Source organism: Streptomyces sp. AM8-1-1, assembly GCF_032229325.1.
Classification (GTDB): Bacteria; Actinomycetota; Actinomycetes; order Streptomycetales; family Streptomycetaceae; genus Streptomyces; species Streptomyces achmelvichensis.
The window spans coordinates 2,336,607-2,363,568 of record NZ_CP135086.1; the positions used below are offsets into that span (position 1 = coordinate 2,336,607).

Sequence of the window (26,962 nt, forward strand, 5' to 3'; positions counted from 1 at the left end):
ACATACGAGAAGGCCATTGCCGGTGGGTCTGTTTCCCTGTCGGCAATGGCCTCCTCGTCAGATCTGCGGTCGTCCGGCGCTGCAACGCAGTGGTGCCGTCAGGCACGCGCGGCCGATGACTGCGTAGGAAACCCTATCGGGCTCCCGTGGCGATCGCGTACTTGCTCAGGCGCCGACGCGGATGCGCGCGAAGCGCTTCAGCGTGACACCGGCCTCGTCCAGAACCTTCTGGACGGACTTCTTGTTGTCCTTCGCGAACGGCTGGTCGAGGAGGGTGACCTCCTTGAAGAAACCGTTGACGCGACCCTCGACGATCTTCGGGAGGGCGGCCTCGGGCTTGCCCTCCTCACGCGAGGTGGCCTCGGCGACGCGACGCTCGTTCTCGACGATGTCGGCCGGGACCTCGTCACGGTTGAGGTACGTCGGCGCGAAGGCGGCGATGTGCTGCGCGACGTCCTTGGCGATCTGGGCGTTCTCCTTGTCGAGCTCGACCAGCACGCCGACCTGCGGCGGGAGGTCGGGCATCGTGCGGTGCATGTAGACACCGACGTACGCACCGGAGAACTGCGCGAAGCGGTCCAGGACGATCTTCTCGCCCAGGTTGGCGTTGGCCTCGTCGACGTACGCCTGGACGGTCTTGCCGGCCTCGATCTCGGAGGCGAGCAGCGCGTCGAGGTCGGCCGGGGAGGTGGCGGCGACGTGCGCGGCGAGCGAGTTGGCGACGGCCTGGAACTTGTCACCCTTGGCGACGAAGTCCGTCTCGCACTTCAGCTCGAGCAGGACACCGGAGGTCTTGTCCTCGGAGATGAGGGAGACGACGGCGCCGTTCTCGGCGTTGCGGCCCTCGCGCTTGGCGACGCCCTTCTGGCCCTTGACGCGAAGGAGCTCGACGGCCTTGTCGACGCTGCCTTCGGCCTCGTCGAGGGCCTTCTTGCAGTCCATCATGCCGGCGCCGGTGAGCTCGCGGAGCTTCTTGACGTCAGCGGCGGTGTAGTTCGCCATGTCCTTGAATCTCTCTCGAAAGTCGAAAGTCGAAGATCTACGGGTGAGCGGCGGGGGCCGGCGCTTGTGGCACCGTCCCCCGCCGTTCACCTACCGAAGCTGTGCGGTTCAGGCCTGCTCGGCGTCAGCCGGCTTCTCGGCCTCGGCGGCGGGGGCCTCGGCGGGCTTCTCCGCCTCGTCGGCCGCGGCCTCGGCCGGCTTGTCGGCCTCGGCAGCCGGAGCCTCGGCGGGCTTCTCAGCCTCGTCGGCCTTCTTCTCGCCCTCGAGGAGGTCGCGCTCCCACTCGGCGAGGGGCTCGCCGGCGGCCTTCTCGCCCGGCTTGGAGTCGCCGGTGGCGACGCCGGAACGGGCGATGAGGCCCTCGGCGACGGCGTCGGCGATCACGCGGGTGAGCAGGGTGACGGAGCGGATCGCGTCGTCGTTGCCCGGGATCTTGTAGTCGACCTCGTCGGGGTCGCAGTTGGTGTCGAGGATCGCGACGACCGGGATGTGGAGCTTGCGCGCCTCACCGACGGCGATGTGCTCCTTCTTGGTGTCGACGATCCAGACAGCGCTCGGCACCTTCTGCATCTCGCGGATGCCGCCGAGGGTCTTCTCCAGCTTGGCCTTCTCGCGCGAGAGGACCAGGAGCTCCTTCTTGGTGAGGCCGGACGCGGCCACATCCTCGAAGTCGATCTGCTCGAGCTCCTTGAGGCGCTGCAGGCGCTTGTAGACCGTGGAGAAGTTGGTCAGCATGCCGCCGAGCCAACGCTGGTTGACGTACGGCATGCCAACGCGCGTCGCCTGCTCGGCGATGGCCTCCTGGGCCTGCTTCTTGGTGCCGACGAACATGATGGAGCCGCCGTGGGCGACGGTCTCCTTGACGAACTCGTAGGCGCGGTCGATGTACGACAGCGACTGGAGCAGGTCGATGATGTAGATGCCGTTGCGCTCCGTGAAGATGAATCGCTTCATCTTCGGGTTCCAACGACGGGTCTGGTGACCGAAGTGGACGCCGCTTTCCAGCAGCTCCCGCATCGTGACGACGGCCATGGCCGTATCTCCTTGGATTCTCGGTTTGTCCTGACGCCCCGACGCGCCATGCCACAAGGGACCGAGGAGCGCGGCCATCGACCTTCAGAGGGTGAATGGCGGGGCGTGCGAAGTCGACCCGGTGACCCGGATCGCCAGAAGAAGTGTACGGGACCCGGACGGTGCCGGGTGACGGCGCTGTCCACAACCGACCGGTACTCCACAGATCCGGAGCATGATCCACTCGGTTCCGGCCTCGTACGGGACGGTCTGTGCCATGAACCGCAGACTCTTCGGGCCCTTGCTCGCCCTGTTCCTGCTGGTCGTCGCGACGGCATCGGCCGACCGGGCGTCCGCCGGCCCCTTGCCCGCGGGTGACACCGGAAGCTGGCCGCTGGGGCCACCACGGCCACAGATCGTACGGGGCTGGGAGCCACCGGCCTCGGCGTACGGACGGGGGCACCGCGGCATCGACCTCGCGGCCTCGCCCGGGGCACCCGTGCGGGCCGCCGCGTCGGGACGGGTCTCCTTCGCGGGCAAGGTGGCGGGACGGGGAGTGCTCACCATCAGTCTCACCGGTACGGGGGATCCGCCGCTGCGCACGACCTACGAGCCCGTGGCGGCGACGGCGACGGTGGGCACGGAGGTGCGTGCCGGCGAGGTGGTGGGGCACATCGAGACCGGCCGTTCGCACTGCGCGGTCGGCTGTCTGCACTGGGGTCTGCTGCGGGGCACTCAGTATCTGGACCCGCTCTCGCTGCTGCCTCCGTGGCTGCTGCGGCGCGGCCCGTCTCGGCTGCTTCCGGTCCTGGGAGTGCCTCAGCCGGACACGGGAGCGGCGGCGGCGGCTGCCGCGGAACAGGCGGCTGAGCCGGTGGCGGCGAGTGCGATGGGCTCGGCGGGGGCGCTCCACGCGGCGGCGCTGCTGGTGACGGCGGCGCTGGTGCACGGAGGGCTGAGGGGTTGGGGGCGCGGTTTCGGCGGGCCCGGGCGGCAAGATCTGTCCGCCGTGAGCGCGGGGCGCCGCGACCTTCGGCGATACGGCGGCACTCAGCGGCACGACGGAGACGGCTCCGGGCCGCGTCAGCGCGGGAAGCACGGGGGCGCGGGAGGCGCGGCCGCGGCTGGACCGCGATGGCGCTCAGAACAAGTGGGGCGTGCGAGCGCCAGGTGCCCGGCGGCGCCGAACGGCCCGAACGGCCCGCTCAACCCGAACGGCCCGGTCGACCAGGTCGGTCGATGTTCAGCAGTGGCGACAAGGAGGACCCACAGGAGCAGCAGGAGAAAGCCGGGCTCAGCCGCGCACACCCCGGAGCGCCATGGACACCGCCGCGTCCGCGACCGACGCAGGATCCTCCGCCGCGCCCAGTTCGATCCGCCGGACCGCCGCGTCCACCACGCCCTGCAAGAGCATGGCCGCGAGCCGGGGCTGCTCATGACCCAGCTCGCCGAGAGCCTCGACGATCATCGCGATCAGGCCGCCGTGCGCGGCACGGATCTTCTCCCGCGCACCCGCGTCCAGCTCGCTCGCGGAGATCGCGACCACGGCCCGGTGCCGCCGGTCCCCCACGAGGGCCAGCTGCCGGCGCACATACGCCTCGACCTTGTCCTCCGCCGAGTCCGCGCGCTGCATCGCGCTCTCGACCTCCGCCGCCCACACGGGGAAGTCCACCGCGCAGAGCTCCTCGACGACCGCCGCTCGCGAACGGAAGTACTCGTACACGGAGGACCGGGCAAGGCCCGTGCGCTCGGCGAGAGCGGGGAAGGTCAGCGCCTCCGTCCCGCCCTCGGACAACAGGGAACGCGCGGCATCCAGCAGGGCGTCGCGCTGCATCGTCCGGTGCTCGGCCACGGAGGCCGCTCGAATCCTTGGCACGCGCCCACTCTACGGATGTCTCACCGGAGGCAGGCAAGAATCGGCGTCAACGTCCCACGTCGGCGAGCTTCGCCCGCAGCTGGAGGACCGATTTCGTGTGGATCTGACTGACCCGGCTCTCGGTCACTCCGAGAACGTTGCCGATCTCGGCAAGGGTCAGCCCCTCGTAGTAGTAGAGGGTGACGACGGTCTTCTCACGATCGGGAAGGGTGTTGATGGCCCGGGCGAGCAGCCGGCGCAGTTCGCGGTCCTCGGCCACCGCGACCGGGTTGTCCGCGGCCGTGTCCTCCAGGGTGTCCATCAGGCTGAGCCGGTCGCCGCCCTCGCCCCCGGCGTGCAGCAACTCCTCCAGGGCGACCACGTTCGCCAGCGACAACTGGCTGAAAACGGCGTGCAGTTCGTCCACGCCGATCCCCATCTCGGAGGCGACCTCACCCTCGGACGGGGTACGTCTCAACTGCGCTTCGAGCGTGGCGTAGGCGCGCTCCACGGCGCGGGCCTTCTGCCGCACCGAGCGCGGGATCCAGTCCAGGGCCCGCAGCTCGTCGATCATCGCGCCGCGGATGCGGGTGATCGCGTACGTCTCGAATTTGATGGACCGCTCGATGTCGAACTTCTCGATGGCGTCGATGAGTCCGAAGACCCCCGAGGACACGAAGTCCGCCTGCTCGACATTGGACGGGAGCCCGACGCTCACCCGGCCCGCGACGTACTTCACCAGCGGTGAGTAGTGCAGGATCAACTGCTCCCGCAGCCGCTCGTCCCCTGTGTCCTTGTACGACCGCCACAGCTCCTCGAGGGAGGAGGGAGCGGGGGGCCGCACGGTGCCACGGGCAGCGGGGGGCACTGCCGCGCGGTCAGACCCGGAGGTGTGCTGGGGCATGCGTTGCCTTGAGCCGTTCTGCTGTGGGGGGAGGGGAGTGAAGGGGGACGAGCGTCGGGGCGGAAATGGTGAGCGTAGCGTGACTGCGCGGTCGCGGTGGGCGAAGGCAGGGGGATGGAACCTGTGCGAGGTATCAGCCATCGGCCACACCTTCGAACCGGCGCGAGCACGGCACGCGCCGGTCCTTCCGGTGTCAACAACAGGCCTGCGGAGGTCATCGCTCACACCATTTCACCCGAATGCTCCAGGTCAAGGACCGCCTCGCCGCGCGTTCGACCGCCGGCCGGCGGTGTGCGTCAACTGCCATCCCTCTCCGTGCCGTTCGACAAACCCCAGGGCCTGCAGTTCGTACAGCCTGCCGAGCGCCTCGTCCGGGGTGACTCCGGCGTCGTGGGCGATCCGCCCGCCGTCGACCGCGCCACTCGCCGGCAGAACGTCAAGGACCCGTGCGCTGAGGGGATCCAGCGCATCGCGCGGCAGCACCGGGCCGCGCCGCTCGGGCGCCAGCTCTCCGATCTCTCCGACCAGCTCGGCCACTTCGTCGGCGTCGGTGACCAGCACTGCCTCGCCACGCAGCAGTTCGTGCACACCGCCCGAGAGGCCGCTGGTCGCCGGTCCGGGCACCCCCATGGTGTGGCGGCCCAGTCTCTGGGCGCTGCGGGCCGTGGCCAGCGATCCGCTGCGGTACTCGGCCTCGACCACGACCGTGCCCCGGGTCAGGGCGGCGATCACCCGGTTCCGGAGGATGAACCTGCTCGGCGTCGGATGGTCGCTCGGCGGCAACTCCCCGACGACCAGACCTTGTTCGGCGATCCGTCCCAGCAACTCGGTGTGGCCCCGCGGGTAGGCGACGTTCACGCCGCAGGCCAGCACGGCAACCGTGGCACCGCCTGCCGCCAGTGCGCCGCGATGAGCCGAGCCGTCGACCCCGAAGGCAGCGCCCGACACCACGACCCAGCCCCGCTCGGCCAGCCCCGAGGCGAGGCCGGCGGCCATGTGCGCCCCGTACGGCGTGCAGGCCCGAGCGCCGACCACCGCGACCGACCGCAGAGCCCATTTCCGCAGGTCAGGGCGCCCACGGACCCACAGCCCCACGGGTCTGGCATCGCCGAGGTCGTCCAGCTGGGTCGGCCACTCCCCCTCCCCCGGACAGATGAACCGGCCGCCGAACGAGGCCACGGCCTCCAGATCGCGCAGCGGATCGACCGCCGCCGCCCGTATGCGGTAGCTCGCTACCCGGCGCGGTGACGCGCCCGGCAGCGGTACATCGTCGGGCCCGGGTGCGGTGAGACGGGCCATGAGTTCGAGGGGGCCCATCTCGGCCAGCCACCGTCCACCGCGTTCGTCCCCCGGCTCGATCACCCGGGTGAGGGCGGCCCGTGCGATGCGCTCGTCGTCCCCCACCGACGAGCCGCCGTCCCGCATCACAGCCCTCCTCCACCGGTCGGCATCGGCGCACCGCGTGAGACTCCGGTGCGCAGCTCCAGGGCCAGATCGACGTCCTGGGGCTGTGGCCTGTCGTGCCCTGCGAGGTCCGCGATCGTCCAGGCCACCCGCAGAACCCGGTCCAGCCCACGCGCTGTGAGCAGTCCGCGCTCCATGTCGCGCTCGGCGGCGTGCAGGGCGCCGGGGGCGACGACCCAGCGGGTCCGCAGTTCGTGCCCCGGCACCTCACTGTTGACGTTCCAGGGGGTGTCCCGCAGCCGGGCTGCGGCACGCTGTCTCGCCGCGAGCACCCGCTCCGCGACCACCGCTGTCGGCTCGCCCCGTCCGCCCGGACCGAGCAGGTCGCTGCGGTTGACCGGTTCCACCTCGACCCGCAGATCCACGCGGTCGAGCAGAGGTCCGGACAGACGTGCCTGATAGCGGCGGACCGCCGACGGCGGGCACTCGCAGCCAATGCCCTGCAAGGTGTGCCGCCCGCAGGGGCACGGATTGGCCGCGAGGACCATCAGAAAGCGCGCCGGCAGCCGGACCACGCCCGCGGCGCGCGCCACCACGACATGGCCCGACTCGAGCGGCTGACGCAGGGCGTCCAGTGCCTTGCCGGAGAACTCGGGCGTCTCGTCCAGGAACAGCACGCCCCGGTGTGCCAGCGACACGGCCCCCGGCCTCGGCAGCCCGTTCCCGCCGCCGACGAGCGACTGCATGGTCGCCGAGTGGTGGGGTGCGCAGTAGGGCGCTCTGCGCACCAGCGGTTCGCCGGGCGGCAGGATGCCGGCCACCGAGTGCACCGCCGTGACTTCGAGGGACTCCTGTCGCGTCAGCGGCGGCAGTACGCCGGGAAGCCGCTCCGCCAGCATCGTCTTCCCCGCACCGGGCGGGCCGTACAGCATCAGATGGTGGCCGCCCGCCGCCGCGACCTCCAGCGCCGTCCGCGCCGCCCACTGGCCCGCGACATCGGCGAGGTCGGGCCCGTCCACGGCCTCCGGCGCGAGACCCGTGCCGACGCCGGCCCCGGGCACCATCAGCCCGGCCAGTATCGGATCCGGACTGCCCTCGGGCACCGGTTCCTCCTCCGGGACCGGCTCGTCGCTCAGCACCGCGATCAGCTGCCGCAGACTTCTGACCCCGAGAACCGAGACTCCGGGGACCAGCCGGGCCTCCCCCGCGGTCTGCTCCGGTACGACCACCTGCCGGTATCCCGCTTCGGCGGCGGCGAGGACGGCGGGGAGCACGCCTCGCACGGGCCGCACCCGGCCGTCCAGCCCCAGCTCCCCGATCAGCACCAGATCGGCGATGGCCTTCGGGTCGACCCGCTCCGACGCGCCGAGGACGGCCATCGCCACGGCGAGGTCGAAACCGCTGCCGCCCTTGGGCACGGATGCCGGGCTGAGACCCACCGTGAGCTTCTTCTGCGGCCACTCGCCGCCCGAGTTCACCACCGCGGCCCTGACCCGGTCGCGGCTCTCCACCAGGCTCTTGTCCGGCAGTCCGACCAGGGTGAACGCGGCGACGCCCGGCTCCAGGTCCGCCTGGACCTCCACCACCACGCCTTCGACGCCGACCAGCGCCACCGAACACGCTCGCGCGAACCCCATCAGGCCACCCCCCGCGCATGCTCCACGACGGGCGCACCGCGGCGGGGCAGCGTCACGCCCACCAGGTCGATGCGCACCCCGCCCGGCGGCGGGCCGCCGTGCCGCTCCAGCCAGCATTCGGCCAGCCGTCTGAGGCGGTCCGCCTTCGTGGGCGTGACCGCTGCCATCGGATGCTCGAAGGGACCCGCTCGGCGGGTCTTGACCTCACAGACGACCAGCAGGTCGCCGTCCCTGGCGACGATGTCGATCTCGCCCGTCCGCCCGCAGCGCCAGTTCCTCGCGAGAAGCGTCATGCCGGCCTCGGTCAGCAGCCGCGCCGCCAACTCCTCGCCGTACCGTCCCAGTGCCCCCGTAGCGTTCATCTCGGCACCACCTCCGGCACCGACTGTGACGCTTCAGATCCTCACGTGTGGATCTTGGTGGACAACTCGCCCCTTGTGGAAAACTCAGCCACTCGGAAGTTCGAGATCGCTCTTGTTGAGCTCCTCGATATTCACGTCCTTGAACGTGAGTACCCGTACCTGCTTGACGAATCTGGCCGGTCGGTACATGTCCCAGACCCAGGCGTCGGCCATCGAGACCTCGAAGAAGACCTCGCCCTGCACCGAGTGGACCTGCATTTCGTAGTCGTTGGTGAGGTAGAAACGACGCTCGGTCTCGATCACGTACTTGAACAGCCCGACGACGTCTCGGTACTCCCGGTAGAGCTTCAGCTCCATCTCGGTCTCGTACTTCTCGAGGTCCTCGGCGCTCATGGCATGTTCCCCTTCAGCCGTGCGTCCCCCTATTGTGCGACAGCCCTGGGACCCCTAGACCACTTCTGGGGCCAGGACCACCGGTGTACTCGGAGGACCCTCGTCGAGCAGCGTGCGCAGCAGCTCGGCGAGCCTGGTCGGATACACCGTCTCACGCGCCGCCGACAGTTCGGCGGAGGTCCACCACCTCAGACCCGTGACACTGCGTCGCTCCAGCTCCGTGAGACCGCGCGTATCGGTCGCCGTCTGCTCCGTACGCGCGAGGAAGTACCACTCGTCCTGGTCCCAGCGGCGTCCGGCGAAGGGGAACGAGCAGGTCCGGCGCCACAGAACGGGCCCCAGTTCCACCTCCGTGATCCCGGTCTCCTCCACCAGCTCCCGCCGGGCCGCCTCCTCACGGGTCTCGTCGCCCTCCAGCCCGCCCCCGGGTGTGAACCACCAGGTGTGGGCCGGATCGTCGGGCTCGAAGCCGTGCATCAGCAGAATCCGGTCCTCGGGGTCCAGCAGGACGACCCGTGCGACCCTCCGCAGCTCGCCCCCGGAGCCCGGCAGACCCTCGCCACCGGCGGCACCCGAGAAAGTCTCGCCGCTCCCAAGATCCCCGCCGCCCCCGGAACCCTCCGAGACCGGTCCGGGAACCCGTCCGAGATCGTCACCCGACACCGGCCGTCGCCTTCCTGCCCCCGCCCCCGGACGCGCCGCGCTTCCTGCCGGACAGCCGCTTGGCCAGCGGCCCGTACGCCGCCCCGCCGAAGATCAGCAGCGCGCCGGTCACGATCACACCGACGATCAGTTGCACCGGCCCGATCCGGGAGATCCCTCCCGGCAGTGCCTCGAACCCCTCTGGCCGCTCCAGCAGCCCGCCGTCCAAGGGCCAGGCCACGGCGTCCAGCCGGGCCTCCACCGCCGAACGGGGCACCGACCCCTGCCCGGGGTCCTCGAGGTGCACACGGGAGTCCAGCGACCCCATGCGCTCGTCCCCGAGCAGGAACAGCTGGCCCTGCGGGACCGTCGCACTGAAGGTCTTCCCCGAGGCCGGGCCCTTCTTCTGCAGATACGGTTCGTCAATCGCCGTGCCGTTGACGGTCAGCTTTCCGCCGTCACCACAGCACGCGACCTTGTCCCCGCCGATGCCGACGACCCGCTTGACCATCGGCATGTCTCCCCACTGGGAGTCGCGGAACACGACGATGTCCCCGCGGCGCACCTCGTCGCCGTCTATCCGCTCCGCCAGCACCCGCTCCCCGACCCGCACGGTCGGCGTCATGGAGTCGGTGGGCACGGTGTACGGCTGATAGACCACGGCACCCCAGATGAACCCTCCGAGGAAGAGCACACAGCCGACGGCCACGGCCACGCCCGACAGAGCACTGCCGAGCCGACCGCGGCCGTCATCCGTACGTCCTGTTCCCATCCCAGCGCTCCCCACCTCGGAGACTCGCCCCCGGGATGCGCTGCCCGGGGTTCGTGCGATCTGGGACGGCACCCTACCCGGCGGTACGCCCTCCGGTCAGCCTCCGCCGGCGCCAGAGCACGATCGGCAGGGCGCCCACCGCGCCCATCGCCAGCGGCGCGCTCGACGAGACGGCCGCCGCGGCGGTGTTGATGCCGGGCTGGTCGAAGGTGGACGGTACCGGCAGCGTCGCCCAGCGGTTGAGCGGCCACGCGACCACGACAGCGCGTCCGACGACCTTGTCGACCGGCACGAACCCGCCGTTCACGTCCTCCATGTGGTACCGGGAGTCCCGGGAGTTCTGGCGGTGGTCGCCCATCACCCAGATCCGGTCCTTCGGCACCTTGAACGGCCCGAACGGCTGGTCGTCGCAGGGGGTGTCCCCGGGGAAGATGTACGGCTCGTCGAGCGCCTTCCCGTTGACCTTGACCGGGCCGCCCTTCTTGCACTCCACCGTGTCGCCCGCGACCGCGATCGTCCGCTTGATCAGGTCCTTCTCCTCGGACGAGGGCATCAGACCGATGAAGCTGAGGAACTTCTGCGCAACGTTCGGGGCCGGGGTGGGCTCGCCGTCGAGCCAGCCGCCCGGGTCGTGGAAGACCACGACCTCACCGCGCTCCGGTTCCGAGCCGAACCACGGCGTGAGCTTGTCCACGAGCACCCGGTCGCCGCGCTGCAGGGTGTCCTGCATCGAGTCCGACGGGATCGAGAAGGCCTGTACGAGGAACGTCTTGATGAGCAGCGCGAGAAGCAGCGCGATACCGATCAGGAGCGGCAGTTCCTTCCAGAAGGATCGCTGCTTCTTCTGTCCCGTACCACTGCCGTCCGCCGATCCGCCGTCCGCGCCGTGGTCGTCGCCGCGCGGCGGATCGCCCGCCCTCCCGCCCGTCATTTCCGCGGGTGGCTCGGCGTGCCCGCCCGGCCTGTCCTCCGGCTGTCCGTGTCCGGATCGTGCGCCGACCGCCACATCCCCCACATCCACTCCTGTCTCCGTGCGTACCGCCTGCCCCGAAGGAGAAGCAGGCCCACCACTCCCATAACGAGCGGGAGTTCCGCAGGGCTCGGGAGCAGGATCAATCCGTTCCGATCCTGAGGGGACACACTATTCGAAGCTCCGAGCGCCCCGGTCGCTCCGGCACGCGCGTTCGGGACCGATGCGTATGTCTCCGGCTCTTCCAGTTTGCGCCAGTGACCGATGGGCCAGGCGATCACGACCGCGCGCCCGACGACCTCGTCCTCGGAGACCGTGCCCCGGTCCTTCTCGTCGAGGTGGAAGCGCGAGTCGGCCGAGTTGGCGCGATGGTCACCCATCACGAAGATCCGGCCCTTGGGTACGGCGACCTCGAACTTCAGCGTCGAAGGAACGTTTCCGGGGTTCAGATAGGGCTCGATGAGCGGGGTCCCGTTGACCGTGACGCGACCGTCCTTGTCGCAGCACTTGACAGTGTCCCCGCCGACCGCGACCACTCGCTTGATCAGGTCCTGCTCGTCGTCCGACGGCAGCAGCCCGATGAAGGTCAGACCCTGTTTGACCTGCTTGACGACGATCGGATCCTCGGTCGTCGACGGGTTCTGCTCGTCCTGGAGCCAGCCGCCGGGGTCCTTGAAGACGACGACGTCACCACGTTCGGGCTTGGAGCCGAACCACGGCGTGAGCTTGTCCACCAGCACACGGTCCTGGATGCGGATCGTCTGCTCCATCGAGCCCGACGGGATCACGAACGCCTGCACCAGGAACGTCTTCAGCACCAGCGCGATCATCAGCGCCACGGTGATGAGGAGGGGTATCTCCTTGACGGCGGAACGACGGCGCTTGCGTTTCACCTTCTGCGCGAGCCGGCGCCGCTCGGCCCGGCCCGGCAGGGACCGGGAGCCGTTGGTCGGCCGGGTCCCGGTCGGCAGCCGGGTGTCGGATCGGTGGCTGGCGCGACGCCCACGGTTACCCATGGGCGCCGCCCGGCATTCGTCCCGCTTCCGGTACGCGCGAGAACGTGTCCGGGCGCTCCAGGGAGGTCCAGCGGCCCAGCGGCCAGCCGATCCAGTCCGCGCGCCCGATGACCTGGTCGACGGGCACCATGCCGCCGCCCGGCTCACCGAGATGATCGCGGGAGTCGCGCGAATTGCTCCGGTGGTCCCCCATGACCCACAGAGTGCCGTCGGGAACGACGATGTCGAAGGGCACCTCGGACGGAACGTCGTCGGGATGGAGATATCTCTCGTCCAGCGGTACGCCGTTCACCTCGACCCTGCCCCCCTTGTCGCAACAGACCACACGGTCGCCGCCCACACCCACCACGCGCTTCACGAAGTCGGTCTCGGCCGGCTCGGCGAGACCCAGTGCCGCGAGCGCACCCCGTGCCGCGGCGCTGACCGGATTCTCCGCCAGGCCTTCCCGGACGAAGGAGCCCGTGCCGTCGAAGACGACCATGTCCCCGCGCTGCGGCTCCGAGTCGAAACGGTACGCCAGCTTGTTCACCAGCACCCGGTCCCCGGCCTGGAGGGCCGGCTCCATGGAACTGCTGGGGATCTGGAAGGGCTGCACCACGAAACGGCTGAACATCAGGACCACGAACGTGCAGGCCACGCCCAGCAGCGCGGCTCTCCTCCACGACATCCCGGAGAGCCCGGAGGAACGCACGGAGCGCGACCCCTCTCCCTCTACCCCGGCTTCGGGGGTGGAAGAGCGGTCGCGCTCTGTGTTCTTCGCTTCGGTGTCCATCGAGGGCGAAGCCTATCCGGCCCTTCTGTGGACACGGGCGTCGTGTGAGCCGAAGCTCAGTCCCACGACGCTCAGTTGTCGCGCTTCTCCTTGATCTTCGCGGCCTTGCCGCGCAGCTCACGGAGGTAGTACAGCTTCGCGCGACGCACGTCACCGCGGGTGACGAGCTCGATCTTCTCGAAGATCGGGCTGTGCACCGGGAAGGTGCGCTCGACGCCGACGGAGAAGGAGACCTTGCGGACCGTGAAGGTCTCGCTGACGCCCGAACCCTGGCGGCGGATGACAACGCCCTTGAACTGCTGGATACGCGAGCGGTTGCCCTCGATGACGCGCACGTGGACGTTGACGGTGTCACCGGGACGGAAGGCGGGAAGGTCGCTGCGCAGGGAAGCCGCGTTGACGTTGTCGAGCAGGTGGGCCATGGTGATCTGCTTCCTCGCCGATGCCACAGGTCATCGACGGAACGGTCGAGAATGAGATGAGGTCGCTGTCCTCGTCGAGCGGGCGTCGGTCCCCCTGTGGCAGGGGCGCCGGCCGGACGCACAGCAGCGGCCTATTGTTCCACGGCCGGGGGCCTGCGCCAAAATCGGCCGCCGGGCTCCGGGGCCCAGCCCAGGATGGACAGCGTCTCCCGGTCCTTCTTGTCGAAGCCGGCCGGGTCGCAACGCTCGATCAGGTCCGGCCTGTTGAGTGCCGTACGCCGGAACGCCTCGTCCCTGCGCCAGCGCGCGATCTTCCCGTGGTGCCCGCTGACCAGCACATCCGGAATGGCGCGGCCACGCCACTCGGGCGGCTTGGTGTAGACGGGCCCTTCGAGGAGGTTCGCCATCGCGCCGGGTGCGAACGAGTCGTCGCGGTGCGACTCCGCGTTACCGAGGACGCCGGGCAGCAGCCTCGCCACCGCCTCGGTGATCACCAGGACGGCAGCCTCGCCGCCGGCCAGGACGTAGTCGCCGATGGAGACCTCGTGGACCGGCATCCGGGTCGCGTACTCGTCGACCACCCGGCGGTCGATGCCCTCGTAGCGGGCGGGCGTGAAGATCAGCCAGGGGTTCCCGGACAGCTCCACGGCGAGTTCCTGGGTGAAGGGCCGGCCGCTGGGGGTGGGCACGACGAGCGCGGGGCTGTGGGCGCCCGCCTCGTAGCCGCTCGCCAGCACCTCGTCCAGGGCGTCGCCCCACGGCTCGGTCTTCATGACCATGCCGGGGCCGCCGCCGTAGGGGGTGTCGTCGACCGTGTTGTGCCGGTCGTACGTCCATTCCCGCAGATCGTGCACCTGGACGTCGAGCCGTCCGCGGGCGCGTGCCTTGCCGACGAGCGAGACGTTCAGCGGTTCCAGGTACTCGGGAAAGATCGTGACGACGTCGAGCCGCATCAGTTCTCGTCCTCGGCAGCACGCGTCCCGGCATCGCGCGACGACGCGATCTCGGCCTCGCTGTCGTCGATGAGGCCGGGCGGCGGGTCGATGACGGCCCGCTGCTCCTCCAGGTCGATGCCGGTGACGATCTCCTCGACGAACGGGATCATCACCTCGCTGCCGTCCGGCCTCTCCACGATGAACAGGTCCTGCGAGGGCAGATGGCTGATCTCGGTGATCCGGCCGATCTCGGTGCCGTCGGCGAGGACGACGTCGAGGTCCATCAGCTGGTGGTCGTAGTACTCGTCGGGCTCCTCGGGCATCTGCTCCGGGTCCACGTCGGCGATCAGCAGCGTGTTGCGCAGGGCCTCGGCGGCGGTGCGGTCGCGTACGCCCTCGAAGCGCAGCAGCAGCCGGCCGCTGTGCACCCGGCCGGTCTCGATCGTCAGCGGCCCGACCGTGGCGGGCTCGGTGGCGAGGACGGCGCCGGGCCCGAGCCGCAGCTCCGGCTCGTCGGTGCGCACCTCGACGGTGACCTCGCCCTTGATGCCGTGGGCACGGCCGATCCGGGCGACTACCAACTGCACGTTGCACTCTCTCTTTCGTACGACCCGTACGACGACGGGCCGGGGACGGCTCGAAAGCCCTCCCCGGCCCGTGCCGGTGTTCCTCTGGTCAGCTGACCTGGTCCACGTCGACGAGGTCGACGCGGATACCACGGCCGCCGATTGCGCCCACGACGGTACGCAGAGCGCGCGCGGTGCGGCCGTTGCGGCCGATCACCTTACCGAGGTCGTCGGGATGGACCCGGACCTCGAGCACACGTCCACGGCGCAGGTCGCGCGAGGCGACCTGCACATCGTCCGGGTTGTCGACGATGCCCTTCACGAGGTGCTCGAGAGCCTCCTCGAGCATGCTCAGGCCTCGGTCGACTCGGCGGCCTCGGCAGCCTCAGCCGCCTCGTCCGCCTTCTTGTCGGACTTCTTCGCCTTCGGGGTGATGGCCTCACCCTTGGACTCGCCGCCCTCGATGCTCTTGGCGAACTCGTCGAACGCGGCGCGCTTGTCGGCCTTCGGCTCAGCGACCTTCAGCGGCGCCGGGGCCGGCAGGCCCTTGTGCTTCTGCCAGTCGCCGGTGAGCTTCAGGATCGCCATGACCGGCTCGGTCGGCTGGGCGCCGACGGACAGCCAGTACTGCGCGCGCTCGGAGTCGACCTCGATACGCGAGGGGTTCTGCACCGGGTGGTACAGACCGATCTCCTCGATGGCCCGGCCGTCACGGCGGGTACGGGAGTCGGCGACGACAATGCGGTAGTGAGGCGAACGGATCTTGCCCAGACGCTTCAGCTTGATCTTGACTGCCACGGAAGTGGTGTCTCCTGGTCTTGACGTGGTTGGGCACAACGGGATGCCACGTGGGGTTGCGGTACTCGGGGTGCCCGATGGACGCGTCAGCCGGAGGAGAGAGGGGTCCTGTGCGACTGTCGAGTACAGCTAGCCATTGTGCCACACGCCGACGGCGCTCTTCCCCCCGGACCTGCACCGCCCCCGTCGGCGGCCGGTGCCGGGGGTCAGCTCGCCGCGGCGACCACTTCGGGGATACGGAAGGGCTTGCCGCAGCCACCGCAGACGATCGGGGCCTGGGCCAGGACGGACGGCACCACCCGGACGTTGCGACCGCAGTCGCAGACGGCCTTCACCCGCACACCGCCGCCCGAGGATCCGTGCCGGGCGGCAGGTCCGCGGAAGGAGCGCTTGGTGTCGGAGGCTGTGGCGACCGTGTGCGCCTTGAGGGCGCGCTGCAGTCTCTCCATCGTGGGACGGTAGCGGCGCTTCGCCTCGGGGCTGAGCGCAACCAGGGAGAATCCGCTGCTGGGGTGCGGCTCCTCCACATGGTCGAGACCCATCTCCTCGGCGATCGCCAGGAATCGACGGTTGTGGTAGCGGCCGGCGCGTGAGGTGTCGCGGACACCTCGTGCGGCGGCGATGCCGTGGACTGCTTCGTGAAGCAGTCGCTCGAAGGAGAGCTCGGCGCCGCAGGCGGACGAGGACTCTCCGATCAGGGACTCGGGCGCGGCAAGATCCGGCAGTTCGGGGTGGTGCCGCTGAATGTCGGCCCACGCCTGTGCCAGCTCTGCGGCGAGAACAGGTGGTGTCGTGCTCACGTCGTGATAACGAGCCGAACGTCTCGCGGGTTCCATTACGGGGCATCCCAAATAATTTGCACGTACCAGTCAGTTGCCATTGATGCGTCCTGACGAGGGCGGGTGCGCTGATCTGCGGAGAAGCCTCGCAGCTCGCAACAAGGTGGTACGTAGCGGCTCGTACGCCCCAGCGCGTGGACGAGCGCTGCGCGCCGGGGGCGGCGGCCCGGAGCCGGGCCGCGTGGCGCGGGCCGCGCTGCCTCAGTAGGCCCGCGCGACGATCGCGACATTACCCGGCGCGTCGTCGGCGTCGGGCACCGACCCGTCCTCGGCGACCAGACAGCGCACCGACACCGACTGCTCGGCGAGCTTCGCCTCACCCTCCTGGCCCAGCGCCGCCCAGGGGATCCTGGCCCAGCCGCCGGCGGTGGCGGCCTCGGCGGCCTCGGCGATCCCGGTCACATCGGCGGTACGGGACTCGCGCCGTTCGCGGGATTCGCGCAGCAGCTGGGCCTGGTCCTCCTCCAGCAGCGCGGGCAGCAGTCCGGCGAGGTCGTCGATGCGCACCGGCTCCTTGCCTCCCGGAATCCGGCGGGCGAGCATCGCGGTGCCGGCCTCCAGGTCCCGCGGGCCGATCTCGACGCGTACCGGGACGCCCTTGAGCTCCCAGTCGACCGCTCGGCGGCCGAACGGCGTGTCCGTACGGTCGTCGACGTGGACGCGCAGACCGGCGGCCTTCAGCCGGTCGCCGATCTCGCGCACCTTGGCGACGGCCTCGTCGCCCTTGATGGCCATGACGACGACCTGGACGGCCGCGAGGCGCGGCGGGACGCGCAGTCCGTTGTCGTCACCGTGGGACATGATCAGTCCGCCGACCATCCGGGTGGAGCTGCCCCAGGAGGTCTGCCAGACGAGCTCCTGCTTGCCGTCCTTGGACAGGTACTGGGTGTTGAAGGCCTTGGCGAAGTTGGTGCCGAGCTCGTGGCTCGTACCCATCTGAAGCGCCTTGCCGTCGCCCATCATCCCTTCCAGCGTCAGGGTGTTGACGGCTCCGGCGAAGCGCTCGCGCGCGGTCTTGCGGCCGAGGACGACGTCGATACCGAGGACGTCGACCATGAATGCCGCGTACACGTTCCGGTGGATGTGCGCGGCGTAGTCCCGGGCCTCCTCGTAGGTGGCATGGGCCGTGTGGCCCTCCTGCCAGAGGAATTCCGTCGTCCGCAGGAAGACGCGCGGGCGCATCTCCCAACGGACCACGTTCGCCCACTGGTTGATCAGCAGGGGCAGGTCCCGGTAGCTCTGCACCCACTTCGAGAAGTAGTCGTTGATGATCGTCTCGGAGGTGGGGCGGACGACGACGGGCTCCTCGAGCTCCTTGCCGCCACCGTGCGTGACCACGGCGAGCTCGGGCGCGAAGCCCTCGACGTGCTCAGCCTCGCGAGTCAGGTAAGACTGGGGGATGAAGAGCGGGAAGTAGGCGTTCTGGGCACCCGCGTCCTTGATGCGGGCATCCATCTCCTGCTGCATCCGCTCCCACAGGCCGTAGCCGTACGGCCGGATGACCATGGTGCCGCGCACCGGGCCGTTGTCCGCCAACTCGGCCTTGTTGATCAGGTCCTGGTACCAGCGAGGGAAGTCTTCAGCCTGGGGCGTGAGAACGGGTGCCTTTGCCATGGCGCGCATCGTACGGCGACACGGGGCCGACCCGTGAATCGACCGGAGCCGGGGCGCACATGCGTACGGGAAGCTCCGGGAACCCCAAGCATTCCCCCCACGCCCCCTGGACGCGGGGACGCATGGGGAGTTCTCTGGCATACGGGGGAACGCACGGCGCACGGAAACACGGGGGCAGTCCAGTACTCGGCCACACACGGCGGATTGGGGCGCTTTCCATGACACCAACGCTCGTCCGACACCGACCCCGTACGGCGTCACCGACGCCCGCCGAGGCGTGCGCACGGGCCCGGGACTGGGCCGAAATCCAGGAACGGATGCTGGTGCCGCTGTACGAAGCGGTGTACTCACGACTGGAGGTCGGTTCACGGACCCGGCTGCTCGGCCTCGGCTGCGGCTCCGGTCTCGCCCTGCTGATCGCCGCCTCGCGCGGAGCGAGCGTGACGGGCGTCGACACGGACCGGGAGCGGCTCGCTCTGGCGAAGGAACGGATGACACCGTCCGACGCCTCGACGCCGCGCGCGGGCGCGCCGGACGTCGGCCTGGTGGACGGCGAGGTGCGGGACGCGGCCGGCGCGGCCGGGTCCCCGTACAACATGATCACGGCGTTCCAGCCGATCGGCTGTGCCGCCGGTGACACCGAAGGGCTCGGACCGGCGCTGGAGGAAGCCGTGGAGCTCGGCGAGCGCGGCAGCGCGGTGGTGCTCACCGGCTGGGGACCGCCGGAGCGCTGCGCCACGGCGGGCGTGCTGCGGGTGGCCGAGCGGATGCGCGGCAGCGGCTGGCGGCCGGCGCGGCGGGACGACCTGGAGGACGTGGCCTCGAAGGCGGGACTGAAACCGGACGGCTCGGGCCGGGTGGCGTGCCCCTTCGGGTACGCGGACCTGGACAGTGCGGTGCGGGGACTGCTGTCGACCGGGCTCTACTCGGCGGCGGTGCGCGCCACCGACCTGGCGCAGGTCCGCAAGGAGATGGCGGAGGCGCTGCATCCGTACGTCCGCGGTGACGGGACGGTGTGGATGCCGAATGTCTTCCGCTACCTGATAACCCGGACCCCCTGAGGGCTTCCCTTCCGACGGGAGGGACGGTCGTTCGCGCCCGCGAGGGTCGTGAGCGGGCCCACGCGGTACGGCCTCACGCGGGTACGGCGCGAGAAGCACGCGAGGGGCCCACGGCCTGCCGGCCGTGGGCCCCTCGCGTCGTGTGTGTGAGCCGTCAGCCCATGAACTTCTTGAACTCGTCCGGCAGTTCGAAGTCCTGGTCCTGGCCGCCCGGGAGACCGAAGGCACCGCCCTGCGCGGCGGCCTGCTCGCGGCGGGCGGCGGCGGCCTCCTCCTCGGCCTTGCGCTTCATCGGGTTGCCGCTCTTGCGCTTGCCCTTGGCCTGCTTGATCTGCTTCTTCTGACGGCCGGGGCCACCACCGGTGCCCGGCATCCCGGGCATGCCCGGCATCCCGCCGCCCTGGGCCATGCGCGACATCATCTTGCGGGCCTCGAAGAACCGCTCCACCAGGTTCTTCACGGCACTGACCTCGACACCGGAGCCCTTGGCGACACGGGCACGGCGCGAGCCGTTGATGATCGTCGGGTCCTGGCGCTCGGCCGGGGTCATCGACTTGATGATCGCGGCGGTGCGGTCCACCTCGCGCTCGTCGATGTTGTTGATCTGGTCCTTCATCTGCCCCATGCCGGGCAGCATCCCGAGCAGCTTGGAGATGGAGCCCATCTTGCGGACCTGCTCCATCTGGGCCAGGAAGTCGTCGAGCGTGAAGTCCTTGCCCTTGCTGCTCGCCAGCTTGGAGGCCATTTTGGCGGCCTCTTCCTGGCTGAAGGTCTGCTCGGCCTTCTCGATCAGGCTGAGCACATCGCCCATGCCGAGGATGCGGGACGCCATGCGGTCCGGGTGGAACGCGTCGAACTCGTCCAGCTTCTCGCCGTTGGAGGCGAACATGATCTGGCGGCCGGTGACGTGCGCGATGGAGAGCGCCGCACCACCGCGGGCGTCACCGTCGAGCTTGGAGAGCACCACGCCGTCGAAGCCGACGCCGTCACGGAAGGCCTCGGCGGTGTTGACCGCGTCCTGACCGATCATGGCGTCGACGACGAAGAGGACCTCGTCGGGGCTGACGGCGTCGCGGATGTCCGCGGCCTGCTGCATCAGCTCCTGGTCGATGCCCAGACGGCCGGCGGTGTCGACGACGACCACGTCGTACTGCTTGGCCTTGGCGTGCTCGATGGAGTCCTTGGCGACCTTGACCGGGTCACCGACGCCGTTGCCGGGCTCCGGCGCGTAGACCGCGACGCCCGCGCGCTCGGCGACCACGGCGAGCTGGTTCACGGCGTTGGGCCGCTGGAGGTCACAGGCGACGAGCAGCGGGGAGTGGCCCTGCCCCTTGAGCCAGAGGCCGAGCTTTCCGGCGAGGGTGGTCTTACCGGCACCCTGGAGGCCCGCGAGCATGATCACGGTCGGGGGCTGCTTGGCGAAGCGGAGCCGGCGGGTCTCGCCGCCGAGGATGCCGATGAGCTCCTCGTTGACGATCTTGATGACCTGCTGACTGGGGTTCAGCGCCTTCGAGACCTCGGCGCCCATGGCCCGCTGCTTGACGTTCGCGATGAACGCACGGACCACGGGAAGGGCGACGTCCGCTTCGAGCAGCGCGATACGGATCTCGCGTGCTGCGGAGTCGATGTCCGCCTCGGACAGGCGGCCCCGACCGCGGAGTGTCTTGAACGTCGCACTGAGACGATCGGAAAGGGTATCGAACACGGTGGTCGCAGATCCTCGGGTCGGGGGCTGAGTCAGTCGCCCCCCAGGGTATCCGGCCGCACAAATTGCGTTACCAGGCCCGTCAGGAGCTTTCCGGACACCGGTCAGCGCAGCGCCTGCTCCACCTCTCGTGCCACGTCGGCCGCGCGGGTGTCGGAGAGCATCGACCCGTCCGCGGCCGTGACGTAGACCGTGTCGACCGCGTTGGCGCCGAGAGTCGAGACATGGGCGCTGCGCACCCGCACGCCGGCCGTTTCCAGGGCGTGACCGATGCGGTGCAGCAGCCCGGGGGCGTCCTGGGCGCGGACCTCGATCACGGTGGCGTGCCGGGAGGCCGCGGAGGCGACGGTGACCCGGGGCGGCGGGGCCTGGACCCCGCGGCGGCGCGGATAGGCGGCCTCGCGTTCGGCGAGCCGGGACGCGATGTCCAGCGAGCCGTCCAGGGCCCGGACGAGGTCGGCCCGCAGCCGGGCGGCCTGCGGCAGCGAACCGAAGGCGGCGGCGACCCGCCAGTTCAGGACGAGGACGGACCCCGGCCCCATCTCGCCCGGCAGCTCGACGGCGCTGAGATCGGCGGCACGGACCGTGAGCCGGTGCAGCGCGAGGACTCCGGCCGCGGCGGGCAGCACACGCGGCTGGTCCGGCAGGGCGATCAGCAGCTCCACACCGACCGGCTCGGGCTCATCCTCACCGTCCTCCTCCCGCTCCCCCTGGGGCTGGTCCGCCTGTGCGTGCAGCGAGAGCACCGGGCCGCCGGTGCGCAGCGCCTCGACGGCGAGCCGCTCCTGCTCCGCGCTGGGTGCCGTGGGCTCCGGCTCCTCGGGGGCCTCCCCCGCGAGGACGCCGGCGACCCGCTTGACCAGGTCGGTCACGAGCGAGCCGCGCCAGGTCGACCAGGCGGCCGGCCCGGTGGCCAGCGCGTCCGCCTCGGTCAGGGCGTGCAGCAGCTCGAGGGTGCCCGGGGACTTCACGACGGCCGCGACGGAGGCCACGGTCGCCGGGTCGTCCAGATCGCGCCGGGTGGCGGTCTCGATGAGCAGCAGATGGTGACGGACGAGTGTGGCGATGACGGCGACGTCGGCGCGGTCGAAGCCGATGCGGGTGGCGACGTCCTTGGCGATGGTCTCGCCCGCCACGGAGTGGTCGCCGGGCCAGCCCTTGCCGATGTCGTGCAGCAGGGCCGCGACCAGCAGCAGGTCGGGGCGGTGGACACGGCGGGTCAGCGCGGAGGCCTTGACGGCCGCCTCGACGAGGTGCCGGTCGACGGTCCAGGTGTGCACGGCGTTGCGCTGCGGCCGGCAGCGCACCCGCTCCCAGTCGGGCAGCAGCCGGGTGATCAGTCCTTCGGCCTCCAGCGCCTCCCAGACGGCGACGGTGGACTCACCGGCGCCGAGCAGGGTGACGAGCTCCTCGCGGGCCTCGGCGGGCCACGGCACGGGCAGCGGGCGGGTGGCGGCCGCGAGCCGCCGGACGGCGTGCAGGGAGAGCGGCAGCCCGTTCTGGGCGGCGGCCGCGGCGGCCCGCAACGGCAGCACGGGATCGCGTTCGGGCTTCACGGTGCGGGCGAGCACCACCTCGCCGTCGAACTCGACGACGCCTTCGGCCAGCGGGGTGCGCTCGGGCTCCGGCCGGCGGCCCGCGCCGAGCATGGCCCTCAGCCGCGGACGTACGGACCGCGCCTTGAGGACGCGGTTCACCTCGCGCCAGGTGACATCGGTGGCGTACGAGACGGTCCGGGCCGCCTCGTACACCTGGCGCAGCAGCGTGTCGGCGTCCAGCAGGCCGAGCTCCGCGGCGACCTGGTCCTGCTCCTGGAGGGCGAGGCGGTCGGTGGCCCGTCCGGTGACCAGGTGCAGGGCGTCCCGGGCGTCGAGCAGGGTCCGGCGCGCCTCGGCGAGGCCCTCGCGCGGCGCGTCGGCGAGCCAGGAAGCGGCGACGGCCCGCAGTGCGGTGGCGTCCCGCAGCCCGCCGCGTGCCTCCTTGAGGTCGGGCTCCAGCAGGAACTGCAGCTCGCCCTGGCGCTCTGCCCGTTCCCGGCACAGCTCGTCCAGCTCGGGCAGCCGCTTGGTGGCTTGATTGCGCCAGTCGGCGAGCACGGTGGTGCGCAGCGCGGAGACCAGCCCCAGATCACCGGCGACCGGGCGGGCGTCCAGCAGCCCGAGCTGGACCTTCAGGTCCTCGCCCGCCGTCTTGCGGGCCTCGCCCGGGGTGCGTACGGAGTGGTCGAGTGCGAGCCCGAGGTCCCACACCGGGTACCAGATACGGTCCGCGAGCGTGGCGATCGCGCCGGAGCCCGCGGAGCCGTCGTGGAGCAGCAGCAGGTCGAGGTCGCTGCGCGGGGAGAGCTCACCCCGCCCGTAACCGCCGACGGCCACGAGCGCCGCGCCGCGCACCCCGGCCTCCTGGCAGGCGGTGCCGAACAGCGCGGCCAGCCACCGGTCCGTGAGGCCGGCGAGGGCCGCACGGCGCGGCGGCCCGGACCGCTCCTTCTCGGTGAGAAGGTGCAGCCGGGCCGCCGCGTAGCCGCTGGGTCCCGAGTCTTCCGCGTCGGTCGTCACTTCGAGGCTCGTCACCCGGCAGCTCCCTTTCGTCCTACAGCGCGTCCGGGCCGCGTTCGCCCGTGCGCACCCGTACCGCCGTCTCGACGGGAACGCTCCACACCTTGCCGTCACCGATCTTGCCCGTACGGGCGGCCTTGACCACCACATCGATGAGCTGTTCGGCCTCCTCGTCCTCGACCAGCACCTCGATGCGGATCTTCGGTACGAGGTCGACCGTGTACTCCGCACCCCGGTAGACCTCGGTGTGGCCGCGCTGGCGGCCGTATCCGCTGGCCTCGGTGACCGTGAGCCCCTGGACGCCGAAGGCCTGGAGGGCCTCCTTGATCTCGTCCAGCCGGTGTGGCTTCACGACTGCGGTGATGAGCTTCATGCGTCCACCTTCTTGTTCGGCGCTGCGGGAACGGCGTCACTCGGCGCGGGGGCTGCCTTGCGGGACCCGGCACCGCCGCCCGCTCCGCTGAAGTCGTAGGCGGTCTCCGCGTGCTCGTCCTGGTCGATGCCGGAGACCTCGACGTCCTCGTCGACCCGCATGCCCATCGTCTTGTCGATGACGAAGGCGAGGAGTGCCGAGGCCACCAGAGAGTAGGCCAGGACGGCGAAGACGCCGGTGGCCTGCTTGCCGAGCTGGTCGAGTCCGCCGCCGTAGAACAGGCCCTTCGCGTCCGACTGCACACCTCCGGTGGCGAAGAAGCCGACCAGCAGGGATCCGACGACACCGCCGACGAGGTGGACGCCGACGACGTCGAGGGAGTCGTCGTAGCCGAACCGGAACTTCAGGCCCACGGCCATGGCGCACAGCACACCGGCGATGGCGCCCACGGCGATGGCCCCGAGCGGGCTCACGGCACCGCCGGACGGCGTGATGGCGACGAGACCGGCGACCGCACCGGAGGCGGCACCGAGGGTGGTGAACGCGCCGTGGCGGATCTTCTCGTACGCCAGCCAGGCGAGCATGGCGGCGGCGGTGGCGACCTGGGTGTTGACGAACATCACGGCGCCCACGCCGTCGTCGTTGCCGAGCCACGAGCCGGCGTTGAAGCCGAACCAGCCGAACCACAGGAGGCCGGCACCCAGCATCACCAGCGGGAGGCTGTGCGGCCGCATCGGGTCCTTCTTGAAGCCGACCCGCTTGCCGATGACGAGGATCACGCCGAGGGCCGCGGCACCCGCGTTGATGTGGACGGCGGTACCGCCGGCGAAGTCGATGACACCCATCTCGAAGAGCCAGCCGCCCGCGCCCCAGACCCAGTGGGCGACCGGGAAGTAGACCACGGTGACCCACAGGGTGATGAACAGCGCCCAGGCGGTGAACTTCACCCGGTCCGCGAGCGCACCGCTGATCAGCGCGGGGGTGATGATGGCGAACATCAGCTGGAACACGGCGAAGACGTACACCGGGATGGTGTAGCCGTCCCACAGCTCCGTGAGGCCGAGGCCGCTCAGGCCCACGTAGTCGGACGACCAGCCGATGAGGGAGCCGTGGTCGGTGCCGAAGGCGAGGCTGAATCCGTACAGGACCCAGAGGATGGTCACGATGCCCAGGCTGATGAAGCTCATCATGAGCATGTTCAGTGTGGACTTGACGCGGACCATGCCTCCGTAGAAGAAGGCCAGGGCCGGCGTCATCAGCATCACGAGGGCGGAGCAGATGAGCATGAAGCCGGTGTTGGCGGCAGACAGCGTGGGTGCGTCTGCGGCAAGCGTCGAGATGCCTGGAGGCATCGGCGTCTCCTCGTCGTCGGTGCGGCGGCGGGTGCCGGGAAACTTCCGGAGCCTGAGCGGTGCGGGCGAGCCGGTTATGCGCCATGAGGTTGGCGCAGCGCGGTTTCCGACGATGCCGCACGATGTTTCGCCGCAGTGACGAAGAGGTCCGGCGTGTTACGCAGCCATGAACTGACGGCTCACAGATACGGCCCGGGCGTATCCTCTGCGCACATCACGGACCGGCCGCGGCGGTCACCCGATTGACCTGGCACGGGGGAGCCGAGTCGGGCTGTCGGGGTGATCGCCGCGGCCGGAGTACAGGGGGACGCGGGAGCCGGGTGTCGGGGGACGCGGCCCTCAGACGGCCTCCGCGGTCTCGGGCAGCTGCGAGGTCAGCAGGTCGGTGAGGTGGGCGACCTCGGGCACGTCGCCGAAGTCACGGGCGGCGGTGTCCACGGTCTTGCGGAGCCGGGTGTTGACCCGCTCGGAACGGACCCGCCTGGCGACGGCGAGGGCCTGGGACGCGAGGGCCGTCGACTGCTCGGGCTCCCTCTTGAGCAGATGGACCGTCGCCATGCCGACCAGATTCAGTGCGTACGACCGCTGGTGCTCGTCGTCCTTGGCGAAGAGGTCGACGGCGCGCTCCATGACCGGCTCGGCGAGGGAGGCGTAGGTGGGGCTGCGGCCGGCCACATAGGCCAGGTCGCGGTAGGAATGGGCGTTCTCGCCGTTGAGCTCGGCCTCGGAGAAGAACCGGATCCAGTCGGGCTCGGGCTCGCCGTCGATGCCGGCGTCGGAGAAGGTGTCCTCGGCCATCCGGACCGCCCGCTTGCACTTGCTGGGCTGACCCATGTTGGCGTACGCGCGGGCCTCCATCGCATACAGCATGGCCTGGGTGCGCGGGGTGGCACAGTCGCGACTGCCGTACTGGGCGAGGTGGACGAGTTCCAGCGCGTCGTCGGGCCGCCCCAGGTGGATCATCTGGCGGCTCATCGACGACAGGATGTACGAGCCGAGCGGCTTGTCGCCCGCCTCCTTGGCGGCGTGCAGCGCCAGTACGAAGTACTTCTGCGCGGTGGGCTGGAGGCCCACGTCGTAGCTCATCCAGCCGGCGAGCTCGGCGAGTTCCGCCGCGCAGACGAACAGTCGCCGGGAGGTGGCCTGCGGCTGCGGTTCCTGGAGCAGGTCGGTGACCTCGTGCAGCTGGCCGACGACCGCCTTGCGGCGCAGTCCGCCGCCGCACTGGGCGTCCCACTGGCGGAACATGGCGGTGGTGGATTCGAGCAGATCCAGCTCGGGACCGGAGAGCCGGGAGCCCTTGCGCCCGCCGGCGGTGGGCTCGGATCCGGCCTGCTCGGAGGCGGGCGAGGGCACCAGCCAGCGCTGCATGGGTTCGACGAGGGCGGGTCCCGCAGCCAGTGCCAGCGATGTCCCGAGGAAGCCGCGCCGCGCCAGCATGAGGTCGCTGCGCGAGAACTCGCTGAGCAGGGCGACGGTCTGCGGGCCCGCCCAGGGAAGGTCCACGCCGGACACCGAGGGTGACTGGTGCGCGGAGCGGAGACCGAGGTCCTCGATCGCGACGACGCTGCCGAAGCGCTCCGAGAACAGTTCCGACAGGATCCGCGGAATCGGCTCGCGCGGCTGCTCGCCGTCGAGCCAGCGCCGCACCCGCGAGGTGTCGGTGCTGATGTGGTGGGCGCCCATCTGCCGCGCCCGGCGGTTGACTTGGCGCGCCAGCTCGCCCTTGGACCAACCGCTGCGCACGAACCACGAACTGAGCTGCTCGTTCGGGCGCTTGCCGGTATTCGTACCGGCGCCGCTGCCGTCCACTGGAACGCCCCCATCCACTGATGCCCTGTCGCGCGAACCCCTACCAGAATGCCGCGAGTTGCAGCTCTCCGTACGGTGGATGCACTCCTTCGAACGGGATACCGAGTTGCCCCCGGCATACCCGTGAGTGCACACACCTCCAGGGTTCGTGCACTGAACGTAATCCTACGATCACCCGCTCAGCGAG

Annotated in this window: 25 protein-coding genes and 2 pseudogenes; 2 read left to right on the top strand and 25 right to left on the bottom strand. The window is 70.5% G+C overall.

Going from position 1 to position 26,962, the window contains the following annotated elements; translation table 11 throughout:
- Window positions 1-165 precede the first annotated feature (165 nt).
- Complete coding sequence (gene tsf / locus RPQ07_RS10420; RefSeq protein ID WP_313943830.1) at window positions 166-1,002, bottom strand: translation elongation factor Ts; 837 nt, start codon at window positions 1,000-1,002, stop codon at window positions 166-168.
- A gap of 108 nt (window positions 1,003-1,110) precedes the next feature.
- The gene (rpsB, locus tag RPQ07_RS10425) at window positions 1,111-2,034 is read right to left on the bottom strand and encodes a 30S ribosomal protein S2 (RefSeq protein WP_313943831.1); all 924 of its coding nucleotides are present in this window, start codon (window positions 2,032-2,034) and stop codon (window positions 1,111-1,113) included.
- Between the two features lie 256 nt (window positions 2,035-2,290).
- Here rpsB and RPQ07_RS10430 point away from each other — a divergent pair.
- Window positions 2,291-2,704 (top strand): annotated as a pseudogene (locus RPQ07_RS10430) (peptidoglycan DD-metalloendopeptidase family protein); the annotation flags it as partial.
- 603 nt (window positions 2,705-3,307) lie between these two features.
- On the opposite strand, the gene RPQ07_RS10435 reads toward RPQ07_RS10430, so the two are convergent.
- From RPQ07_RS10435 to proS, 18 genes and pseudogenes are all read right to left on the bottom strand, one after another.
- Window positions 3,308-3,865, bottom strand: coding sequence for a TetR/AcrR family transcriptional regulator (locus tag RPQ07_RS10435; RefSeq protein ID WP_313948850.1), 558 nt, complete (start codon window positions 3,863-3,865; stop codon window positions 3,308-3,310).
- A gap of 70 nt (window positions 3,866-3,935) precedes the next feature.
- Window positions 3,936-4,772 carry an RNA polymerase sigma factor WhiG gene (whiG, locus tag RPQ07_RS10440; RefSeq protein ID WP_313943832.1) on the bottom strand — a complete coding sequence of 279 codons (837 nt, stop codon included), beginning with the start codon at window positions 4,770-4,772 and terminating at the stop codon, window positions 3,936-3,938.
- Window positions 4,773-5,021: 249 nt separating this feature from the next.
- Entirely contained in the window at window positions 5,022-6,197 is a 1,176-nt protein-coding gene (gene dprA, locus RPQ07_RS10445) for a DNA-processing protein DprA (RefSeq protein ID WP_313943833.1), read from the bottom strand.
- Window positions 6,197-7,813, bottom strand: coding sequence for a YifB family Mg chelatase-like AAA ATPase (locus RPQ07_RS10450; protein ID WP_313943834.1), 1,617 nt, complete (start codon window positions 7,811-7,813; stop codon window positions 6,197-6,199). Before RPQ07_RS10450 ends, dprA begins: the two co-directional genes overlap by 1 nt.
- Window positions 7,813-8,175 (bottom strand): YraN family protein, encoded by a 363-nt coding sequence (locus tag RPQ07_RS10455; protein WP_313943835.1) that lies wholly within the window; start codon window positions 8,173-8,175, stop codon window positions 7,813-7,815. The genes RPQ07_RS10450 and RPQ07_RS10455 overlap by 1 nt, the downstream gene beginning before the upstream one ends.
- Before the next feature lie 84 nt (window positions 8,176-8,259).
- Window positions 8,260-8,568 carry a DUF2469 domain-containing protein gene (locus tag RPQ07_RS10460; protein ID WP_003993268.1) on the bottom strand — a complete coding sequence of 103 codons (309 nt, stop codon included), beginning with the start codon at window positions 8,566-8,568 and terminating at the stop codon, window positions 8,260-8,262.
- Between the two features lie 54 nt (window positions 8,569-8,622).
- Entirely contained in the window at window positions 8,623-9,120 is a 498-nt protein-coding gene (locus RPQ07_RS10465; RefSeq protein WP_313948851.1) for an NUDIX hydrolase, read from the bottom strand.
- 100 nt (window positions 9,121-9,220) lie between these two features.
- Complete coding sequence (gene lepB, locus RPQ07_RS10470) at window positions 9,221-9,982, bottom strand: signal peptidase I (RefSeq protein WP_313943836.1); 762 nt, start codon at window positions 9,980-9,982, stop codon at window positions 9,221-9,223.
- 73 nt (window positions 9,983-10,055) lie between these two features.
- Window positions 10,056-10,988 (bottom strand): signal peptidase I, encoded by a 933-nt coding sequence (lepB, locus tag RPQ07_RS10475; RefSeq protein ID WP_313948852.1) that lies wholly within the window; start codon window positions 10,986-10,988, stop codon window positions 10,056-10,058.
- Window positions 10,894-11,968, bottom strand: a pseudogene (lepB, locus tag RPQ07_RS10480) (signal peptidase I); the annotation flags it as partial. The pseudogene lepB (RPQ07_RS10480) and the gene lepB (RPQ07_RS10475), both read right to left, overlap by 95 nt.
- Window positions 11,961-12,740 carry a signal peptidase I gene (lepB, locus tag RPQ07_RS10485; protein WP_313943837.1) on the bottom strand — a complete coding sequence of 260 codons (780 nt, stop codon included), beginning with the start codon at window positions 12,738-12,740 and terminating at the stop codon, window positions 11,961-11,963. The pseudogene lepB (RPQ07_RS10480) and the gene lepB (RPQ07_RS10485), both read right to left, overlap by 8 nt.
- A gap of 71 nt (window positions 12,741-12,811) precedes the next feature.
- The gene (gene rplS, locus RPQ07_RS10490) at window positions 12,812-13,162 is read right to left on the bottom strand and encodes a 50S ribosomal protein L19 (protein ID WP_313943839.1); all 351 of its coding nucleotides are present in this window, start codon (window positions 13,160-13,162) and stop codon (window positions 12,812-12,814) included.
- A gap of 131 nt (window positions 13,163-13,293) precedes the next feature.
- The gene (gene trmD / locus RPQ07_RS10495) at window positions 13,294-14,115 is read right to left on the bottom strand and encodes a tRNA (guanosine(37)-N1)-methyltransferase TrmD (RefSeq protein ID WP_313943840.1); all 822 of its coding nucleotides are present in this window, start codon (window positions 14,113-14,115) and stop codon (window positions 13,294-13,296) included.
- Window positions 14,115-14,684, bottom strand: coding sequence for a ribosome maturation factor RimM (gene rimM, locus RPQ07_RS10500; protein WP_313943841.1), 570 nt, complete (start codon window positions 14,682-14,684; stop codon window positions 14,115-14,117). Before rimM ends, trmD begins: the two co-directional genes overlap by 1 nt.
- A gap of 88 nt (window positions 14,685-14,772) precedes the next feature.
- On the bottom strand, window positions 14,773-15,012 hold the full coding sequence (locus RPQ07_RS10505; RefSeq protein ID WP_313943842.1) for an RNA-binding protein: 240 nt from the start codon (window positions 15,010-15,012) through the stop codon (window positions 14,773-14,775).
- 2 nt (window positions 15,013-15,014) lie between these two features.
- Window positions 15,015-15,461: a 30S ribosomal protein S16 gene (gene rpsP, locus RPQ07_RS10510; protein WP_313943843.1), complete on the bottom strand. Its 447-nt coding sequence runs from the start codon at window positions 15,459-15,461 to the stop codon at window positions 15,015-15,017.
- Window positions 15,462-15,667: 206 nt separating this feature from the next.
- Window positions 15,668-16,261, bottom strand: coding sequence for a hypothetical protein (locus tag RPQ07_RS10515; RefSeq protein WP_313943844.1), 594 nt, complete (start codon window positions 16,259-16,261; stop codon window positions 15,668-15,670).
- A 240-nt stretch (window positions 16,262-16,501) separates the two neighbouring features.
- A complete protein-coding gene (gene proS / locus RPQ07_RS10520) occupies window positions 16,502-17,914 on the bottom strand; it encodes a proline--tRNA ligase (protein ID WP_313943845.1) in 1,413 nt (470 codons plus the stop codon).
- 218 nt (window positions 17,915-18,132) lie between these two features.
- On the opposite strand from proS, the gene RPQ07_RS10525 reads away from it, so the two are divergent.
- Window positions 18,133-18,975 (top strand): methyltransferase domain-containing protein, encoded by an 843-nt coding sequence (locus tag RPQ07_RS10525; RefSeq protein WP_313943846.1) that lies wholly within the window; start codon window positions 18,133-18,135, stop codon window positions 18,973-18,975.
- Between the two features lie 154 nt (window positions 18,976-19,129).
- Here the strand turns inward: RPQ07_RS10525 and ffh are convergent, their stop codons facing one another.
- The 5 genes from ffh to RPQ07_RS10550 form a co-directional block, all read right to left on the bottom strand.
- The gene (gene ffh, locus RPQ07_RS10530; RefSeq protein ID WP_313943847.1) at window positions 19,130-20,680 is read right to left on the bottom strand and encodes a signal recognition particle protein; all 1,551 of its coding nucleotides are present in this window, start codon (window positions 20,678-20,680) and stop codon (window positions 19,130-19,132) included.
- 104 nt (window positions 20,681-20,784) lie between these two features.
- Entirely contained in the window at window positions 20,785-23,253 is a 2,469-nt protein-coding gene (locus RPQ07_RS10535) for a [protein-PII] uridylyltransferase (protein ID WP_313943848.1), read from the bottom strand.
- Between the two features lie 19 nt (window positions 23,254-23,272).
- On the bottom strand, window positions 23,273-23,611 hold the full coding sequence (locus RPQ07_RS10540; RefSeq protein WP_313943849.1) for a P-II family nitrogen regulator: 339 nt from the start codon (window positions 23,609-23,611) through the stop codon (window positions 23,273-23,275).
- Complete coding sequence (locus tag RPQ07_RS10545) at window positions 23,608-24,963, bottom strand: ammonium transporter (protein ID WP_313943850.1); 1,356 nt, start codon at window positions 24,961-24,963, stop codon at window positions 23,608-23,610. The genes RPQ07_RS10540 and RPQ07_RS10545 overlap by 4 nt, the downstream gene beginning before the upstream one ends.
- A gap of 339 nt (window positions 24,964-25,302) precedes the next feature.
- Window positions 25,303-26,775, bottom strand: a complete 1,473-nt coding sequence (locus tag RPQ07_RS10550) for a hypothetical protein (protein WP_313943851.1) — start codon at window positions 26,773-26,775, stop codon at window positions 25,303-25,305.
- Between the last annotated feature and the right edge of the window lie 187 nt (window positions 26,776-26,962).

What these genes read in the sequence shown, in the direction of transcription:
- tsf (WP_313943830.1), bottom strand. Translation starts at nt 1,002, where the DNA reads ATGGCGAACTACACCGCCGCTGACGTCAAGAAGCTCCGCGAGCTCACC.
- rpsB (WP_313943831.1), bottom strand. Translation starts at nt 2,034, where the DNA reads ATGGCCGTCGTCACGATGCGGGAGCTGCTGGAAAGCGGCGTCCACTTC.
- whiG (WP_313943832.1), bottom strand. Translation starts at nt 4,772, where the DNA reads ATGCCCCAGCACACCTCCGGGTCTGACCGCGCGGCAGTGCCCCCCGCT.
- dprA (WP_313943833.1), bottom strand. Translation starts at nt 6,197, where the DNA reads ATGCGGGACGGCGGCTCGTCGGTGGGGGACGACGAGCGCATCGCACGG.
- RPQ07_RS10450 (WP_313943834.1), bottom strand. Translation starts at nt 7,813, where the DNA reads ATGGGGTTCGCGCGAGCGTGTTCGGTGGCGCTGGTCGGCGTCGAAGGC.
- RPQ07_RS10455 (WP_313943835.1), bottom strand. Translation starts at nt 8,175, where the DNA reads ATGAACGCTACGGGGGCACTGGGACGGTACGGCGAGGAGTTGGCGGCG.
- RPQ07_RS10460 (WP_003993268.1), bottom strand. Translation starts at nt 8,568, where the DNA reads ATGAGCGCCGAGGACCTCGAGAAGTACGAGACCGAGATGGAGCTGAAG.
- lepB (WP_313943836.1), bottom strand. Translation starts at nt 9,982, where the DNA reads ATGGGAACAGGACGTACGGATGACGGCCGCGGTCGGCTCGGCAGTGCT.
- lepB (WP_313943837.1), bottom strand. Translation starts at nt 12,740, where the DNA reads ATGGACACCGAAGCGAAGAACACAGAGCGCGACCGCTCTTCCACCCCC.
- rplS (WP_313943839.1), bottom strand. Translation starts at nt 13,162, where the DNA reads ATGGCCCACCTGCTCGACAACGTCAACGCGGCTTCCCTGCGCAGCGAC.
- trmD (WP_313943840.1), bottom strand. Translation starts at nt 14,115, where the DNA reads ATGCGGCTCGACGTCGTCACGATCTTTCCCGAGTACCTGGAACCGCTG.
- RPQ07_RS10505 (WP_313943842.1), bottom strand. Translation starts at nt 15,012, where the DNA reads ATGCTCGAGGAGGCTCTCGAGCACCTCGTGAAGGGCATCGTCGACAAC.
- proS (WP_313943845.1), bottom strand. Translation starts at nt 17,914, where the DNA reads ATGGCAAAGGCACCCGTTCTCACGCCCCAGGCTGAAGACTTCCCTCGC.
- RPQ07_RS10525 (WP_313943846.1), top strand. Translation starts at nt 18,133, where the DNA reads ATGACACCAACGCTCGTCCGACACCGACCCCGTACGGCGTCACCGACG.
- RPQ07_RS10540 (WP_313943849.1), bottom strand. Translation starts at nt 23,611, where the DNA reads ATGAAGCTCATCACCGCAGTCGTGAAGCCACACCGGCTGGACGAGATC.
- RPQ07_RS10545 (WP_313943850.1), bottom strand. Translation starts at nt 24,963, where the DNA reads ATGCCTCCAGGCATCTCGACGCTTGCCGCAGACGCACCCACGCTGTCT.